The organism is Arenibacter sp. ARW7G5Y1, assembly GCF_003201775.1.
GTDB lineage: Bacteria > Bacteroidota > Bacteroidia > Flavobacteriales > Flavobacteriaceae > Arenibacter.
On sequence record NZ_QJJZ01000010.1, the window covers coordinates 46,565 to 64,276 of the forward strand.

14 protein-coding genes and 1 tRNA gene are annotated in these 17,712 nt (G+C 40.0%); 8 read left to right on the plus strand and 7 right to left on the minus strand.

Features of this window, described 5'->3' with window-relative positions:
• Positions 1-151 precede the first annotated feature (151 nt).
• The 5 genes from C7972_RS14800 to C7972_RS14820 all read right to left on the minus strand — a co-directional run bounded on the left by C7972_RS14800 (position 152) and on the right by C7972_RS14820 (position 6,042).
• Positions 152-433 (minus strand): hypothetical protein, encoded by a 282-nt coding sequence (locus tag C7972_RS14800; RefSeq protein ID WP_110356957.1) that lies wholly within the window; start codon positions 431-433, stop codon positions 152-154.
• Positions 434-974: 541 nt separating this feature from the next.
• Positions 975-1,946, minus strand: a complete 972-nt coding sequence (locus tag C7972_RS14805; RefSeq protein ID WP_110356958.1) for an NAD(P)-dependent alcohol dehydrogenase — start codon at positions 1,944-1,946, stop codon at positions 975-977.
• A 145-nt stretch (positions 1,947-2,091) separates the two neighbouring features.
• The gene (locus tag C7972_RS14810) at positions 2,092-2,535 is read right to left on the minus strand and encodes a GNAT family N-acetyltransferase (RefSeq protein WP_110356959.1); all 444 of its coding nucleotides are present in this window, start codon (positions 2,533-2,535) and stop codon (positions 2,092-2,094) included.
• 132 nt (positions 2,536-2,667) lie between these two features.
• Entirely contained in the window at positions 2,668-3,576 is a 909-nt protein-coding gene (locus tag C7972_RS14815; protein WP_110356960.1) for a leucine-rich repeat domain-containing protein, read from the minus strand.
• Between the two features lie 132 nt (positions 3,577-3,708).
• Positions 3,709-6,042 carry a helix-turn-helix domain-containing protein gene (locus C7972_RS14820; RefSeq protein ID WP_110356961.1) on the minus strand — a complete coding sequence of 778 codons (2,334 nt, stop codon included), beginning with the start codon at positions 6,040-6,042 and terminating at the stop codon, positions 3,709-3,711.
• A 138-nt stretch (positions 6,043-6,180) separates the two neighbouring features.
• On the opposite strand from C7972_RS14820, the gene C7972_RS14825 reads away from it, so the two are divergent.
• Entirely contained in the window at positions 6,181-7,278 is a 1,098-nt protein-coding gene (locus tag C7972_RS14825) for an adenylate/guanylate cyclase domain-containing protein (RefSeq protein ID WP_110356962.1), read from the plus strand.
• Positions 7,279-7,330: 52 nt separating this feature from the next.
• On the opposite strand, the gene C7972_RS14830 is transcribed toward C7972_RS14825, so the two are convergent.
• Complete coding sequence (locus tag C7972_RS14830; protein WP_110356963.1) at positions 7,331-8,077, minus strand: hypothetical protein; 747 nt, start codon at positions 8,075-8,077, stop codon at positions 7,331-7,333.
• A gap of 190 nt (positions 8,078-8,267) precedes the next feature.
• On the opposite strand from C7972_RS14830, the gene C7972_RS14835 reads away from it, so the two are divergent.
• The 6 genes from C7972_RS14835 (at position 8,268) to C7972_RS14860 (ending at position 15,290) form a co-directional block, all read left to right on the plus strand.
• A complete protein-coding gene (locus C7972_RS14835; RefSeq protein ID WP_146216332.1) occupies positions 8,268-10,103 on the plus strand; it encodes a helix-turn-helix domain-containing protein in 1,836 nt (611 codons plus the stop codon).
• Between the two features lie 189 nt (positions 10,104-10,292).
• On the plus strand, positions 10,293-11,012 hold the full coding sequence (locus C7972_RS14840; RefSeq protein ID WP_110356965.1) for a porin family protein: 720 nt from the start codon (positions 10,293-10,295) through the stop codon (positions 11,010-11,012).
• A 57-nt stretch (positions 11,013-11,069) separates the two neighbouring features.
• Complete coding sequence (locus tag C7972_RS14845; RefSeq protein WP_110356966.1) at positions 11,070-11,774, plus strand: DUF4386 domain-containing protein; 705 nt, start codon at positions 11,070-11,072, stop codon at positions 11,772-11,774.
• Between the two features lie 81 nt (positions 11,775-11,855).
• Entirely contained in the window at positions 11,856-13,115 is a 1,260-nt protein-coding gene (locus C7972_RS14850; protein WP_110356967.1) for a serine hydrolase, read from the plus strand.
• Between the two features lie 312 nt (positions 13,116-13,427).
• Positions 13,428-14,318, plus strand: coding sequence for an SDR family oxidoreductase (locus C7972_RS14855; protein ID WP_110356968.1), 891 nt, complete (start codon positions 13,428-13,430; stop codon positions 14,316-14,318).
• A 351-nt stretch (positions 14,319-14,669) separates the two neighbouring features.
• Positions 14,670-15,290 (plus strand): CatB-related O-acetyltransferase, encoded by a 621-nt coding sequence (locus C7972_RS14860; RefSeq protein ID WP_110356969.1) that lies wholly within the window; start codon positions 14,670-14,672, stop codon positions 15,288-15,290.
• A 52-nt stretch (positions 15,291-15,342) separates the two neighbouring features.
• Here C7972_RS14860 and C7972_RS14865 read toward each other — a convergent pair.
• Positions 15,343-15,424 (minus strand) — tRNA-Leu (locus C7972_RS14865).
• Positions 15,425-15,535: 111 nt separating this feature from the next.
• Here C7972_RS14865 and C7972_RS14870 point away from each other — a divergent pair.
• Complete coding sequence (locus C7972_RS14870; RefSeq protein ID WP_110356970.1) at positions 15,536-16,924, plus strand: dipeptidase; 1,389 nt, start codon at positions 15,536-15,538, stop codon at positions 16,922-16,924.
• Positions 16,925-17,712: the final 788 nt, after the last annotated feature.

The window sequence follows — 17,712 nt, forward strand, 5'->3', positions numbered from 1 at the left end:
AACTATTCAAATCAAAAATACAAGACCTATCTGTGTTGTTACCCACAAAAAAAGCAACCCTCTTAGGTTGCTTCTAACGATTATTTTCCCGCGGCACTTCCTTATCCCCATGACAGGTAACCACTTGGACAAATTTAATCCGGAAATTTTATTATTTCGATTTTTTTATGCTATCAACTTCTTTTCTGAACCTCAATATCATCAAACTATCCAATTGACTACCAATGCTATCCCGCATAGTAGCCCAATTATGATCATTCATATCCCCGGCATACCTCATTATTTTGTTAAACCTAGCCACATTGAAGCGGTTGGCCTTCCAGGCTGCCTTGGTGCTTTCTTGATGTTTTAAATCCTGCAAGTAAATACCGACCCCAAAGCTGACAACGACAAGACCCAATACCAATAACCAACGGGCGGATGTTTTAGACATTATTTTATATTTAAATTAAAACAATAAATTGCTCCATGATAAGATACCATTTTTATGTAAAAATTGGCATCCATGGACCGTTAATTTTAAGAAACTTTCCTATAAGCTTAATCCCAAGCACAACTATAAAAACTTGGAAGCTACCAACAACAATACAATAACCGCAAAGGCACCGCTAAATGTCAATACCAAGTCTATAAAATTAAATTTCTTTTTCATTCCTTAATTTATTGTTTTCCATAGTCACCGCAGTAACACAGGAGAGATAATTAAACTAGACTAGGATATTCCTAGGTTTAAATTTCATAGATCCACATAAGACAGAAATTCAATTATAAAGTTAGCATGGAATCCCCGTGTATCAAAATATCAACGTTCAACTCTAACAAACTATGGATAAAATGTAATTTTCCTTACTAAATGTGCCATAAATGATTTGGTTACTTTTTATTTAAGCCAAAGGGAAACTATGGATAATCACCTCAAATAAGAGTTGTAAATCCAGCTCGTATTATTTTTGAAGATTAAAAGAGAGAGAGCGCTATAATTTTACTACTACATTGCCTTTTTTGTGGCCGGTGTCTACATAGCTATGGGCTTTGGCAACCTCATGAAGGGGGTAACGCTTATCTATGATCAACTTTAATTTATCGGCCATCAATAACTTCGTGAGCTCATTCAACATGGCACCAAGTTCTGGGACTGCCAAAAGCCCTGTGGCGGCAAACTTTACTTTTTTACTACTAAATATAGAGGTCCACAGCATTTGAAATAACAGTGGCATACTAAGTACAGGTGAAAGGTAGGTGCCATTTTTAACCAGTACTTTTTTGCATTTGAGGTACGAACTTTTGCCCACAGTATCAAAAATAATATCGTACCTCTTTTCTGTTTTAGTAAAATCTACCTTTGTATAATCTATGGTATGATCCGCTCCCAGCGATTTTACCAAATCCAAATTGGGGGAACTGCAGACCGCGGTGACGTCCGCACCAAGATAATCGGCCAATTGCACCGCTGCAGAACCAAGACTTCCGGAAGCCCCATTTACAAGCACTTTCTGTCCACTTTTTACATCGGCCATTTTCTTTAAATAGTTCCAAGAGGTCAAAGGTCCGTCACATAGGACTGAGGCCTCCTCAAAAGATACTTTTTTAGGTTTCAGGGCCACCAATCCATTTTCCGGAATACATAAGTATTCGGCATTACTGCCTTGTCCAAATACCGATTCGCCAAAAACAGGATCTCCTTCCTTAAAGAGGCTTACATTTTTACCAATAGATTTGACCACACCCGAAAATCCGGTTCCAGATATTGGGTACTTGGGTTTGGTCATACCCATAAAAAGCCTTCCATAGAATGGTTTTCCTTTACGCATCATGGTATCTGCGGTGGTTACACTAGCAGCTTTTACTTTTATCAAAATTTCATTTTCTTTGGGTACGGGTTTTGGAATTTCATGGAGTTGCAAAACCTTGGGTGAGCCATACTTTGTTGTTATGATCGCTTTCATTTTTTCATTTTTTATATGACAAATGTATTGCGCAGTTCTAAGCCAATCGTTCGGGTTTCGGAATCGGAGCAAAATGTCTTGCCATGCCCAATCCAGTATGTAAGCATTGCAATTCTTTTCAACCACAGGACAAATAAAGATGCTCTTACTTTCTTAATTCCATATGCAGAATAGGGTAAGGTTTTCCCGAGGCATCCAATTCCGAACGACTTACTGTTTTAAATCCAACATATTTATAAAAATCAACAGCTTGTTCGTTCTGTTCATTTACATCCACCTTATTTACATTCAATTCTTGTATGGAGAAAGTCAATAAACTTTTGCCTATTCCCATTCCCCGGTAAGCCGGATGTACAAATAGCATTTCCAAATGCCGACCTTCCACTCCCATAAATCCGATTATTTCCTTGACCTCATTCCTAACGCACCTTAATTGTACTGCCTTTAAGTATTCGTTCAACATCAACGGCTTAAAATAGGCAATGTCCTCTTCCCTTAAAAATTGGTGTGTGGCTCTTACGGAGGCCTCCCAAACCTCAACCACCACGGGGTATTCGGCCTGGGAAATGGACTCTATTTTATATGTCATAAGTATCAATCTTAAAGAAACCCTAAAAATAGTATTTCCGGGCTATGTACAGGAAATATTTAAAATGAAGGTCCAATTGCTGTATTCTATTGAAGGACATATGAAACCTTTTTTGAGTTGTGGGATTTTTGGTTATTCACAGGAAGTATTTAATTCTTGGTATTCGGATATTGAAACATTAGGTATGTTCTGTCCACTTTCAATTCTGATACAGTTTAAATTAGGATTTCTATCCACCTTTAAATCAATTAATTCCTGATTACTGCCCACATTCAGATCAGTAAGCGAATTACTTGAAATATAAAGGTGTGTTAAACCTGTATTATGTTTAAGATCTATATTCTGAATTTTATTGTCAGAAATCAATAAGGTTTCCAATTTTACATTTTTGCCAAAATCTACAGAAGTTAGCTCATTCGTTGTTAGCAATATATTTTTCAGATTTATAGATCTTTTGACATCAAAGGAATGCAATAAGTTATTGCTTATTTTCAATATTTCAAGAGTTTCATTTTCAATGCTAAATTCTTCCAATTCGTTAAAGGATAGATTTAATTCTTTTAAGTGAGCCGCTTTGGAAAGTCCGTTAATGGCACTAAGCTGGTTAGACTGCACATCCAACATAATTAAATTGGGATTGTTACTTACGTCAATGCTGGAAATAAAGTTACCGGCAAGGTATAAGGTATCCAATAAAGTATTGGAACTTAAGTCGATGCTCACTAGTTCATGTTGCATTACGGATAGCTTCCTTAGCCCTACGAAGCCCTCAATTCCGGTCAAATCACTAATTACACATTCACTTGAAAAATTTAAATCCAGAACACTTACTTCCGAAGCATCTTTTCTCAACATCCTTTGATTTAGGACCCCGTCAGAATCTATACCATGCTCTATTAAAATGGCTTCAAAACTAGAATCTGGAATCTCCAGGTATTTATTTTCATATGAGTCTGTATCATTACGGGAGCATGAGGTAATTAAGATGGTAATGATAATTGCTATCTGAATTGCGGTCCCAACGAAAAAATCCTTATACATTTTTAAGTAAAATTATATTAATTGTAAGCTGTTATAAAACCTATATTAATTCTTAAATTAGAATAGTTTTATTTGAGACAAAGATGTATAAAATGTCAGGACTGGTCGTTCTGGATTACAAATCGGAACCTTTTAAGCCACTATTTTTTTCCAATAAGCTCTGGGGGTTGTACCCATTATCTTTTTAAAATAGGTATTAAAGACGGTTTTGGAGTTAAAGCCGCTATCATATGCCAATGCAAGAATAGTGAGCTGTCTTTGGGATTGGTCGGCCACCTTGGCCTTAAAAGCTTCCAGACGGTAGGTGTTCACATAATCGGCAAAATTTTTTCCATACCCCTCATTTAGCAGCTGCGATAAATGATTGGAAGGAATTTCCATCATTTCCGCCAAAATCGGAAGTGTAAGGTTGGGGTCCAAGTAGGGCTCCTCTTCCAACATTAACCGATCCAAATTTTTCTTATATTCCCTGAGCTGTGTATTATTGAACAACGATTTTTGATACTTCCGTTTCTTGGTCGAAAATTTACTGTCTTCACCCAAAACTTGCCTCCTAAGTTCCTTAAAACGGGGCATTCCGTAAAAGGGCTTCAATATTGGTTCCACAAAAATGTAAATCATCATTGGCAATCTGTGGGCAACACCTTGTTCTATTAAGCTAATGGTTTCCGGTATTTTCCCCAACAGGGCATTGCACAGAATAAGCAAGTTTAAGGCCCTCCCCATAAGATCGGTTTCCAGGGCTACTTCCAACTTGGCTATTCCCTTTTCGGCCTTATCCTTATTACCTAATACCGCATGGGCCATTGTTGTCCCCCCCAGTCTCATGATATCTTCGGTTTCATTCTGTGGCAATTTCTCAAAAAAGGCCAATCCTTCCTTGCCTTTACCCATCAACAACAGTGACTGCCCCCAATATAATGTAGAGGTTTTAAAATCTACTTTCAGTTCTACTCCCTTTTCAAAACACTTTATGGCATCATCATATTTTTCTTCGCAGTAATCTATAAATCCCTTCAAATGATAATTTATGGAAGAGAAAGGATCGAGCTGAAGGGCGGTTTCAATATAGGTCCGGGCCGCACCAAAACTCCCTTCGGCTACCAAGGCGGATGCCATACTCGGGTAATAGTCAACAAGTGGTCCCGCTTCATACACTTTGTTTAAATGCTTATAGGTTTCTTGTAGGTCCCATTTTTGAATCAAGGAGGCATAGGAAAGGTGCAATTGACATTCGGGCAAGTTTTCATCCAATTCTATGGCCTTGTCCAAAAAAGGCTGTCCCTTTGCAAAGGCCTCTTGTAGGGGCACCAAACCTATTGTACCCAATAACGTATAGGCCAGATGCATCCCCAAATGGGCCAATGCAAAATGAGGGTAATCCTCTAGAATTCTTTCTAAAATTGACATCCCTGTTTCAATATCGGACTTGCCCATCTTTAAAATATGATACCTGCTTTTTAAATAGCCTTGGTATATATCAATTGGCACTTCGGGGTCTTGGACCAATTGGCCTTCAATTTCAAAATGTCCAATATGTTCCCTCAATCTTTCTGCAATGAGCAGACTAATTTCATCCTGAACGGCAAAGACATCTTCCAAGGACCTATCAAAAGTTTCCGACCAAAAATGAAAATCATTCTTTACGTCGATCAGCTGTGCAGTTATGCGCATTTTATTTTTGGACAACCGCACGCTACCCTCCAGGATGGTAGATACATTAAGTTCCTTGCCTATCTGAGCTATGGGAAGATTAACATTTTTAAAGTGAAAGGACGAGGTTCTAGAAGTTACTTTTAATCCCTTGATTTTAGCAAGGGCGTTAATGATCTCCTCTGTCATGCCGTCACTAAAATATTCATTGTCCGTATTGGAACTCATATTTACAAAGGGGAGAACAGCAATAGACTTGGGCTCATTTTCAGGAACCTCCATAAGATCGGAACGACTGGGCACCTGTATACCTTGCTTATTTATAGCAAATATTTCTATTGGCCTGGCAATGTTCTTGAGATTAAAATCACCCAAAGATATTGTGGGTATATGCGGATGGTTTTTTAGCTCATCATTTAATTTCCCAGATAACAAAATTGAACCTGCAATTCCCAGACTCTCTATACGGGAAGCCATATTTACTCCGTCCCCATAAACTTCCGTTCCATCAAAAACAATATCTCCCAGGTGCAACCCTACGCGAAGCGGCACGGCGTTCTCCTTTTGCAAAGCTTTTTGTATGGCTATGGCGCATTCCACTGCCTCCAAGCCACTGGAAAAAACGCTCAGGGTTCCGTCTCCATAATATTGGAGGATATCCCCATTATGAAGTTTATGATTTTTTTCGAACTCCTGTCTATGACGGGCCCGCATTTCCGCTGCGGCATTTTCATCCCTCTGCATCAGAGCGGTGTAGCCAACAATATCGGTGAACATTATGACCGCAATGCGTCGGTTTTTATTGCTTGGCATTGATTTTTGATCTTAGATTTCATTGCTAAAGAAAGCAACATATTCCAAAAGTACAATAATTTGCAATAAACACTTTTCAGTGACAATTTTAAAAAAGACATTAACTTTACAGAGGTTTTTCAAGAGTTTACTTTCTCCATGACGTTACAATTATCTCCCAAAGCTAGAAGAATCCTTACCCGTATAATCCCGTTTGGAATTATTTGGCTGGTATCTGGTTGGATATTTTGGATCGTGGAGCAAGCTGCAGCGGGCAATTCCGATCAGGACCAATCCTCCAGGATTGCCATGAATTTTGAGGTATTCCTATTTTCAAGCGCTGCCCTCATGATTGTTGGACTGCTCATTGGGACCATAGAACTCCTATATCTAAACCAAGTTTTTTCAAAAAAAAGTTTTACCAAGAAGATCGTATACAAAACCATTTTTTACATATTGTTGCTCTTGATCATTACTTCCGTCACCTATCCTATTGCCAAGAGCTTGGAACTGGATATTTCAATCTTTGACCCAGGTGTCTGGGATATGTTCGGGGACTACCTTACCAGCATTACACACCTAAGTACCGATATCCAGTTAGCGACATCACTTTTGGCCTCCTTATTCTACTCCGAAATCAGTGAAAATATTGGGCACGGTGTCCTAATGAATTTCTTTACCGGAAAATATCACACCCCTACCGAGGAATTAAGGATTTTCATGTTTTCCGATATGAAATCCTCAACGGCCATAGCAGAACAATTGGGCCATATAAAGTATTTTGAACTTCTGAAGGAGTATTACGCCGACTTTTCGGAAGCTATTATTCAACATTCTGGAGAAATCTACCAATATGTGGGGGACGAAATTATTATCTCATGGAAATATGAGGCCGGTATTGTAAACAACAATTGTATCAAATGTTTTTTTGCCATGAAAAAGGACCTTCACGAAAGGGCAAAATGGTATTCCTCCCACTACGGCATTACACCTACCTTTAAAGCGGGATTTCACTTCGGGAAGGTGACTACAGGGGAAATAGGTGAGCTGAAGAAGGAAATTATATTTACGGGCGACGTCCTCAATACTACCGCTAGAATTCAGGGGCTCTGCAACCCATTAAATGTAGACATTCTAATTTCTGGGGATTTGTGCCAAAGCCTAACCCTTGAACCAGAATTCAAAATACAATCCTTGGGCAAAAACGAACTGAAAGGAAAAGAGCAAAACATGGAATTGTTCACTATTAAGGATTAAATCAGCTTTACATTTACAGGATGTAGGCTTGCTAACCTTGCTGACAAACCAACTAATCCAACGGTAGAAATGTTAAGCCTATAAAAAGCAAATTAGTACCCATATGAACAAACAATGGATATTTAAACCCAAAGCTGAGTCGTGTATATCCGGCAATGGTGGCACCAAACAACTGGGGCAAGGTTATAATAGGAAGCAGGAGTAGATTGGTACAGGTCAGTTCAAAATTAAAAATATGCAACCAGGCAAACAGCACACAGGAAAGGTAATAAATCCACCTAAAATTATTCTCCCAAATAGCGGCTAGCTTTTTGGTGATTTTTTTCCTATACATTAAGGCATATGCAATTACACCAAGAAACAGGGAGAGCAACACCCGGGTATAAAAGGTTTCATCCACTAGGCTCAAGTTGGTTTTGTATATGGCTTTTGTAAGCAAGTAATATGATAGCGACGTAAAAGTAAAAGCCGCATACAGCGGTTTAAACTTAAGACTCAATCTAAAACAAACCTCTTCATAAAGGGGTAGAATTACACCCCCCACCAAGAGGTAGGTTAAAGGAGCAAACCGCTCCGACATATTTGCATCCGTGATATTTTTTGGCTCATAAAAAACAGCCAGTACATTTGCGATCAATAGCGAAAAGACCAGTTTAATCAGGAACAATCCCAAGGTGTCGAATATTTTATTCTTGACTATTAAGTCTTTTAATGGAAGATACTGGGGCTGAGAGACAAACTGCATTAAGGTCTTAATCAATCTCAAATAAAATTTAGGTCGTACAAAAGGATAATTCATAAGGTATATTTTTAGTGTTCCGCACTATTTTACAAGTGCAAGTTAGCCAGCTATATACCCTTAAAAGTTCCGATTATCACTAAAAGGTTCTGATTTTCAATTAGGTCTTGATTTCCATAAACAGTTCCTGAATATGACCCTTGCCGAGCTACTAAAACTGGATACTTTTAGATTAAAATTTGTATTTTAGTTGCGATTTTTTTTCTATTTAACGAACAACCCCTGCCCACGAGTGCATACCTCTTTTAATCCAAAGTCTATTGCAGTACTCCCTTTTGTAAACATTGGAAGGGAAGAAAACGAGTACTTTTCGGACGGCATTACGGAAGAAATCATCAATGCGCTGACCAAAGTACGTGACCTAAAAGTGACCGCTAGAACATCTACCTTTTACTACAAGGATAAACATTTGGATGCCCGAATCATTGGAAATGAGCTTGGGGTGGAAACATTGCTTGAAGGAAGTGCAAGGATTTTGAATGATCGGGTAAGGATTACAGCCCAATTGATACGCACCGACACAGGATTTCATATCTGGTCCGAGAATTTTGATCGCCATCTTTCCGATATATTTCAACTACAGGATGAGATTAGTCTTCTAATCGTCGACAAGATTCGGGAGAATTTTGGACACCTGGAGGTTCAGGAACATTTAATTGAAGCCCCTACCAAAAATATTGAGGCTTACAAACACCTTTTAAAAGGCCGCGAATTGCGCATGCGTTGGAACGCCCAAGATGTTAAAAATGCCATCCCTTATTTTGAACAAAGTATAACACTAGACCCTAGTTATGCCGATGCCCATTTTGAAAAAGGTTGGTGTTTGGGTATGCTTGCCAGCTGGGGATATTTAATAAAGGACGAAGGGCTTCTGGAGGCCAATAGGTACATTGATATTGGACTTCAACTGAATCCCAACTCTGCCATGGGACATTATGTGAAGGGTACCATTAGTTTTTGGGGTTATTGGAACTACAAGGATGCTTTTGAACATTTACAATTGTCCCTTAAAATTAATCCTAATTCCTCGGAAGTACGTGATGCCATGGCAGACGGCTTTTCTGCCTTGGGAAAAATAGACGAAGCCTTGGCCAATAACAAAATGGCATTGCGCATCAATCCCCTATCCGCCAACCTATATTTCACTAAAGGCAATATGATTTACTTCAAAAAGAACTTCCAAGAAGCGGTTGTTCTTTTTGACAAGGCTTTATCAATAAATCCATGTTTTCCCTTGGCACTGGAAATGAAGGCTGCAGCCCTGATTTTAGACCGGCAGGCAGATCTGCTGGCATCGTTTGTTGAAAATACTCCACAGTTGGAACGACCCAATTCATATAGGGCCATTTATGACCTCATGCACAACGCAGATGCTTTTAATATTTCAAAAAAAGAGGTAGAAAAAGAATTGCAGGAGGCCGCGGAGATTAGTCTTCGTGCGTGGGACCTCTATTATGAGGTTTATAGTGGCAACCATGAAATGGCCTTGAATATACTTCATAATCGGATAAAGGAAAGATCTGGACAATTGTTCAATTTTAGAAACGACCCACTATTGGAACCATTGCGTACCCATAGGAAATATAAAGAAATTGAGGATTCAATATTTCAAACCCTGGATTTGCCAGAATTTATTTTGGAGCCCAAAAGCCCCGTAGCTTCATTCCCTTTTGACAGTGGTCAAATTGAGCATTATTCCGAGGTCTTGGAACTACTTATGCACCAAGAAAAGCTATTTATTGACCCAGAACTAAACTTAAAACAACTGGCCGCCCATGTGGGGCTGCACCCCAACAAACTTTCATGGCTGTTGAACAACCATTTCGGAAAAAATTTCAACGATTTTATAAATCAATTCCGTATAAAAGAGTTTCAACAAATGGCCGTAGACCCTGCCAATAAAAACCTGACCTTACTTGGGCTGGCCTACGACAGTGGTTTCAATTCCAAAACCGTCTTCAATACCTTCTTTAAAAAAGAAACCGGGATGACCCCTAAGCAATGGTTAAAACTGAGGATGCCCTAAATTTCGAGTACAGATTAAAATGATAGGGGTACCTGGAAAAACACTTCTCTTACAATACCACTTTTAACGGATGCGAAATAAACAAGTTCCAAATTTCACCTAAATAGTTCGGAATCATAAGTACGGGCGTTTGACACCCACTACATTTTCATCTTTGTCCCATAATCAATCATAAATTCTATCACAAAGATGAGAAAGCAATTATTATTATTCGTTACAATGGCCACCTTTACCGGAAAGACCATGGCCCAGGAGACTTTTATGGACATAGTGATCAACTACACCCCAACAAGTCTTCATTATGGGGACAACAACAAAGATCTTAAAGATTTTAAAAAGGGATATTGGGGAATTCAAGCAGGAGCCTCCTTCCAGGCCGGAATCAATGAGTATTTCTCCTTGGTACCTGAACTTTATTTTGTTATGAAAGGAGGACGGTTGAAAAATAATAATCCTCTTACAGGCCAGGAAACCAAGATTAGGTTCAACACCCTGGACCTACCCGTAATGGGGCGCCTTCATTTGTGCAACCTATATTTAAACGCCGGACCAGTAATAAGTTATAACATAGGAGGCCGGTTAAAAACCGAGAGCAATGGCAACCTGTCCGGAGGTAAGTCCAAAATGGAATTCGGTTCGGAACTGGGTACCTATAGTCGCTGGGATGCCGGCTTACAATTTGGTATGGGCTATGAGTTCAAGTTTAAAAAATCGAGACTCCTACTGGATCTACGCTACCATTATGGCATGGTGGACATAGGCAACGGAGCCGACATGTATAACCGCTATTTTAATATGAATATCCTGCTTTCCAAAAAATGGAAAAAAAATCCATTAGAAAAGAAAAAGAGCCGGGACCTTGCCTTTTGGGAGGCATATGATGAGCAATTGGCCAATCCGTTGAAATAAAATTAGTGATATTTAATCGTCATCAATCCTACACAAAAACTTTTTATACTTCCCACCATGTTAAACAATAAAAGGATGGCCCTAATTGCGGGGACACTTTACCTTACGGTTATCATCTGCGGCATTTTCGCCGAAAAACATGTACGGTACACATTGGTAAACTTAACCGATGGCGCCCAAACCGTAAGGAATATTAAGAATAATGTAATGCTCTTCCGAATGGGTTTTGTTGCAGATCTCATAATGCAATTAGCGTTTTTTCTGCTGCCCATGGTCTTGTACGAATTATTCAAAAAAACAAGTCGGGCTATGGCCGGTCTTATGGTCCTTAGCGTAACAGTGGCCGTGGCCATTATGTGCATCAATATGCTTAACCATTATGCCCCTTTACTATTATTGAATCCAATTGGAATTAATACATCATACGGTGTAGATCAGATAAATAGTTCGGTCCTGTTCTATTTGGAGATGCATAATAAAGGATATCACATTGCACAGCTATTTTTCGGACTATGGCTGCTACCTCTGGGCTATTTGGTTTTTAAATCGAATTGGTTTCCCAAAATCATAGGAATATTCTTGATCGTAGGCTGTTTTGGGTATCTATTGGATTTTGTCGTCTACTTTCTTCTTCCCGAAAAAAGCAAGGCTATATCAGCATATATAACCGCTCCTGCCGACCTGGGAGAATTATTACTCTGTCTTTATCTCTTGATCCAAGGCATAACAAGGACCAAAATAATAAATAAAAATAAGTACTAAATAATAATCCAGAACGAACGGCAAAGCTTGTCCACGCATCTTTGTCGACTATAAAATATAAATCTAAAAAATCATATTAAAATGACAACTTTATCCAGAATCCTAGTACTAACCATTCTAAGTATCATCCTTACGTTAACATCCTGCTCCAGCAATGATGATGGAGCAACAATTAATGAACCTACCTCCATATCAAGCGCTACCGATTTAAACGTTTATCTGGGAGAACTAGTACAATCCCATACGGTGCCTGGGTTAGCGATCAGTATTGTAAAAGGCAATAATATTGTTTACCAGGAGTCCTTTGGTTATGCCAATATCCAGAACCAAATAGCCTATACCAATGAATCAATAAATTCTATTGCTTCCCTAAGTAAGACCTTCGTTGGAGCTGCGGTGGCCAAAGCCATTGAACAGGGGTATTTCACCTTGGAAACGGATATAAACGATATCTTGCCCATCCAACTTATTAACCCCAAGCAACCGGAAGGGGTCATCAAGATAAAACACTTGGTTACCCATACCTCTGGCCTTTTAGACAACCCTGAGGTCTATTTGGCCCACAATTACCATATTATACCTGGTGAGGATATTGCCACTGCCGGTGCCGGCCTCCTAATGGACGAAGTTGGAATAGAACAAAGAGAAACTTTTACCTTGGAAGAATTTCTGGCTAACTATTTCGTGGAAGATGGTGATCTTTACAGTTTGGATAATTTTGCTGACACGCCTCCAGGAAGTACCTGGAACTACTCCAATTTGGCTACCGGCCTAACCGGGTATATCATTGAAACGGCAACGGGACAATCCTTTGATGATTATGTAAAAGAAAATATTTTGCACCACTTGCAAATGAATGCTTCCACTTATGATATTTCGGAAATCAATACCCACGAAATGGCTACGCGATATATAAATGAGGACACCCCGCTACCAGTTTACGCCAATGATTCCTATCCAGAGGGAAGCATGTATACCACCAATGACGACATGGGCAAGTATCTATTGGATATGGTAAAGGGTATTAAAGGGGAATCCACGGTCTTATTTTCCAAAGACTCCTATGAGCTCCTCTTTGCCCCTCAATTGGCTGCCGGGACGGTGCCTCAGGATTTTGCAGAAAACCATGGGTTATTCTGGTATTTCCAAGATGGAAAGGCCTTACATGGAGGTAACAGTTTTGGGATCTCCACACATATGGAAATAGATCAAAATGGTAATTCAGGATATGTTTTGTTGACCAATATGGATGCCTCCTTCAGTGGCAACATACAAGATTACATTGCCGTTAAAGAAAAAGTAACCACAGCCATAACCGAGTTTTTGGATGCCATTGAATAAGTTCCGGCCGGCATTGTCATAATTTGCAAAATAACATATACCCTTGAATAACCTGAAGTAGTCTTTATAAATGGACACGTTTTGGACAACGATCAACAGGAGGAATTATTAGAAAATGCTAACCTTAGAAACAATTACTGGGCTACGATTATTTGGCTGTCGGAAGGGATTCCATTCCAATAAAATAGCACCTGGCAAATAGTTCCAAATCATAATTTGGAACGACCTGTCATGAGTTACCTATTACTTTTAATCTATGAATTATTATAGTGAATCCGATAGTCACGGACTATTAACTTTGAAAATATAAAAATGCAACATAACGAAATAAAAAAAACGATCCTTTTGGCGGGAGCCACTGGATATTTGGGAAATTATATTACCAAGGAATTGATTTCTAGAAATATTGACACTAAAATTATAGTAAGAAAACCGGGCAAGATAATTGACATGGCCTCAAAACTGGCAGAGATTATCCAAGCCGAAGTTACACGCCCGGAAACCTTAAGGGGGCATTTCCACGGAGTGGATACCGTGATTTCCACAGTAGGAATTACTCGCCAAAAAGACGGACTCACCTACATGGACGTAGATTTTGGGGCCAATATCAACCTATTGGAAGAAGCCAAAAAGGCAGGCGTAAAAAAGTTTATTTACGTATCCGTTATCAATGGACAATTGCACAAAGACCTAAAACTAGTGGAAGCAAAGGAAGCCTTTGTAGATCAGCTCACTACATCCGGGCTAGAGTATGCCATAATTCGTCCCAATGGGTTCTTTTCCGATATGCTCGACTTTTTAAAAATGGCAGAAAAAGGAAGAGTCTATATTTTTGGGAAAGGCAAAAAGAAATTCAATCCTATACATGGTGCCGATTTGGCCCAGGTTTGTGTAGATGCAATTGACTCCAAAAAGAAGGAGATTGCGGTGGGCGGACCCGATATTCTTACCCATTACGAGGTTGCAGAAATGGCTCTATTAGCCTCTGGAAAGCCCATAAACATTATTCATTTACCCCATTGGGTGCGCAAATCCATACTATGGATAATGAGAACTTTTACCTCCTCTAAATCCTACGGCCCTATTGAATTTTTCTTGACCTTTATGGCTGATGACAACATTGCACCCAGGTATGGCAACCACCGATTGTCCCATTTCTTCCAGCACGAAATCGACACCATAAAAAAAAGGACAAATGCATAAACATCCTTTTATTTGAGGGGAGCTAAAGCAAAGTCGCGACCGTATTCTTGGGCATAATTTTTTGAATTTATAGTAAAAAAACATTGGGACTAGATCTGTTACTTGATCCATTGCTCTATGGCAAGGATAATTCCCATGCCAATTTATGTCCTTATCCAAAGAATTGATATCCTCCCAATAGTCGAAAAACGGAAGGTCAAGCCTTTCTAGACTTATAATTTGAGACAAGGGTTTTTGTTAACCCAATTCGGGTTAAATATTTTTAAAAAAATTAAAAACTATCAACGCTTTGCGCTACATTTAGCGCTGCTTTGGGCATAATTTACCGTTAATTATCAAATTTATAGTCCTATGAACGCACCTGATAAAAACATTCCGTTTCCGTTAGAGAACTACGATCGACTTTGCTTTTTAAAGAACATTGTAAAGAACCCCAATATACATGTGGGCGATTACACCTATTACGATGATTTTGAGGATGTGGCCAATTTTGAGAAAAATGTGAAATATCATTTTGATTTTATTGGAGACAAGCTCATTATTGGAAAATTCTGTATGATCGCCTCCAGTGTAACCTTCATAATGAATGGAGCCAATCATTTGAGCAATTCCATTTCCTCCTATCCCTTCGCCATTTTTGGCAAGGATTGGAGCCACGCCATGGAAGGTAAGGGCTATCCTTCAAAAGGCAATACGGTAATTGGCAATGATGTTTGGATTGGCTATAATGCTACCATAATGCCAGGAATTACCATTGGTGATGGGGCCATAATAGCCAGCAATTCCACGGTAACAAAAGATGTTGAAGCTTATGGTATTGTGGGCGGCAACCCTGCCCAATTGATCCGGAAGCGTTTTTCGGAAGCGGATATTGCCAAGCTATTGGAACTGCAATGGTGGGACTGGCCCATTGATAAGATTACCGCCAATGTCCAAAATCTTACCGGCAGCAACTTAGCGCTATTAAACTAAAGGGTTTATAAACAGAAAAAGCTCCTCATTTCTGAAGAGCTTTTTCATTAAGTACAGGCGGAGAGACTCGAACTCTCACACCTCACGGCACTAGATCCTAAGTCTAGCGTGTCTACCAATTCCACCACGCCTGCATTTATCCCGATTATTATCGGGATGCAAATATAAAGTAATTTTTCAATTTTAAAATACTTAGCCAATAAAAAGTTCTTTTTTGTAAATTTAGCCTTCAATTAAACCAAAACATGCAAGATATTTCGGAGTACCTAGTTAAAAACAAAGAACGTTTTATCAATGAGTTGATCCACCTTTTAAAGATACCCTCAGTAAGCGCCGACCCAGCATATTCCCAGGATGTTATCAATGCTTCCGAAGCCGTTAAGGCTTCACTTTTGGAAGCTGGTTGCGACACAGCAGAAATATGTGAAACCAATGGTTACCCCATTGTCTACGGGGAAAAAATAATAAATCCGGAATTGCCCACCGTTTTGGTTTATGGCCATTATGACGTTCAACCAGCAGACCCCATAGACCTTTGGAACTCTCCTCCATTTGAGCCGGTCATCAAACCCACCGACGTACACCCTGAAGGAGCCATCTTTGCCAGAGGCGCCTGCGATGACAAGGGACAAATGTATATGCACGTAAAGGCTCTGGAATTTATGGTACAAACCAACCAATTGCCCTGTAACGTGAAATTTATGATAGAAGGGGAAGAGGAAGTGGGAAGTGAGAATTTGGGCACCTTCGTAGCGGAAAACAAAGAAAAACTAGCCAATGATATCATCTTAATTTCAGATACCGGCATGATAGCCAATAATGTACCTTCCATAACCACCGGCCTACGTGGACTCAGTTATGTGGAAGTTGAAGTTACCGGACCCAATAGGGATCTTCACTCAGGTCTATACGGTGGCGCAGTGGCTAATCCCATCAATGTTTTGACCAAAATGATTGCCTCACTCCACGACGAAAACAACCACATTACCATCCCTGGATTCTATGATAAGGTAGAAGAACTCTCCATGGAAGAACGTGCAGAAATGGCCAAGGCCCCTTTTAGCTTGGAAAACTACAAAAGAGCCCTGGATATAAAAGCTGTCTATGGAGAAAAAGGTTATACCACCAACGAACGCAACTCCATTAGACCTACCTTGGACGTTAACGGAATTTGGGGTGGCTATACCGGTGCGGGAGCCAAAACCGTTATCCCCAGTAAGGCGTACGCCAAAATTTCAATGCGCCTGGTGCCACACCAGGATTGGAAGGAAATAACCGAGTTGTTCAAAACCCATTTTGAAAGTCTGGCCCCGGACGGAGTCACCATTAAGGTTACTCCCCATCACGGTGGCCAAGGGTATGTAACACCTATAGACAACAATGCCTATAAAGCCGCTTCAAAAGCCTATGAAACCACTTTTGGCAAAACCCCCATACCCCAGCGTAGTGGTGGTAGCATCCCAATTGTATCCCTTTTCGAGAAGGAATTGAAAAGCAAGACCATTCTCATGGGCTTCGGTCTGGACAGCGACGCTATACATTCGCCCAACGAGCATTTTGGCGTTTGGAACTACCTAAAAGGCATAGAGACCATTCCATATTTCTATCAATATTTTGCGGAATTATCAGAATAAACTGGATTTTTCTTTGCTCGGCGTTCCCCTACGGGTCGCTCTTTCCGCTATATCTTTTTTGGCCACATCCGGACATGGCAAACGGATACCTACAAGGTTTTGGAAACCTTGCAGGATTCAAGCCAAAAAAGGATGCCGCTGCAATAGCTAACGCAAAAATCAATTAACGATAACGCCCTATTTCTCCAACACTTAAATTAGAGTAGCTTCTTTCTCGAATATTAGGGGCACCAATTCTATTTAATGTACTACTAAAAATGGCTCCCCACCCTGGACAGGGAGGGGTGGATTCTTTACCGACAACGAGGCGGGAAAGAAGACGGGGCGGGTAGAGAGCGATTAATACTAATGGGAGCCTAAATAGCCACATCACAATAGCGTCTGGATACACACTACCCCTTCCACCACCCCCTACATGGGTAAGGAGCTTCCCTGCCCAACACATCTTTAGGCAGTCCCACAAGGTTTTCCATACCCTTTGGGACTAAATCCATCACCCAACGGAGATACCTACAAGGTTAAAAAAACCTTGCAGGATCAGGGACAGGCGGATAAAAACAAAAAAATGCCGCTGCAATAGCTAACGCAAAAATCAATTAACGATAACGCCCTGTTTCTCCAACACTCAAATAGAGTAGGTTGTTTCTCGAATATTAGGGGCACCAATTCTATTTAATGTACTACTAAAAATGGCTCCCCACCCTGGACAGGGAGGGGTGGATTCTTTACCGACAACGAGGCGGGAAAGAAGACGGGGCGGGTAGAGAGCGATTAATACTAATGGGAGA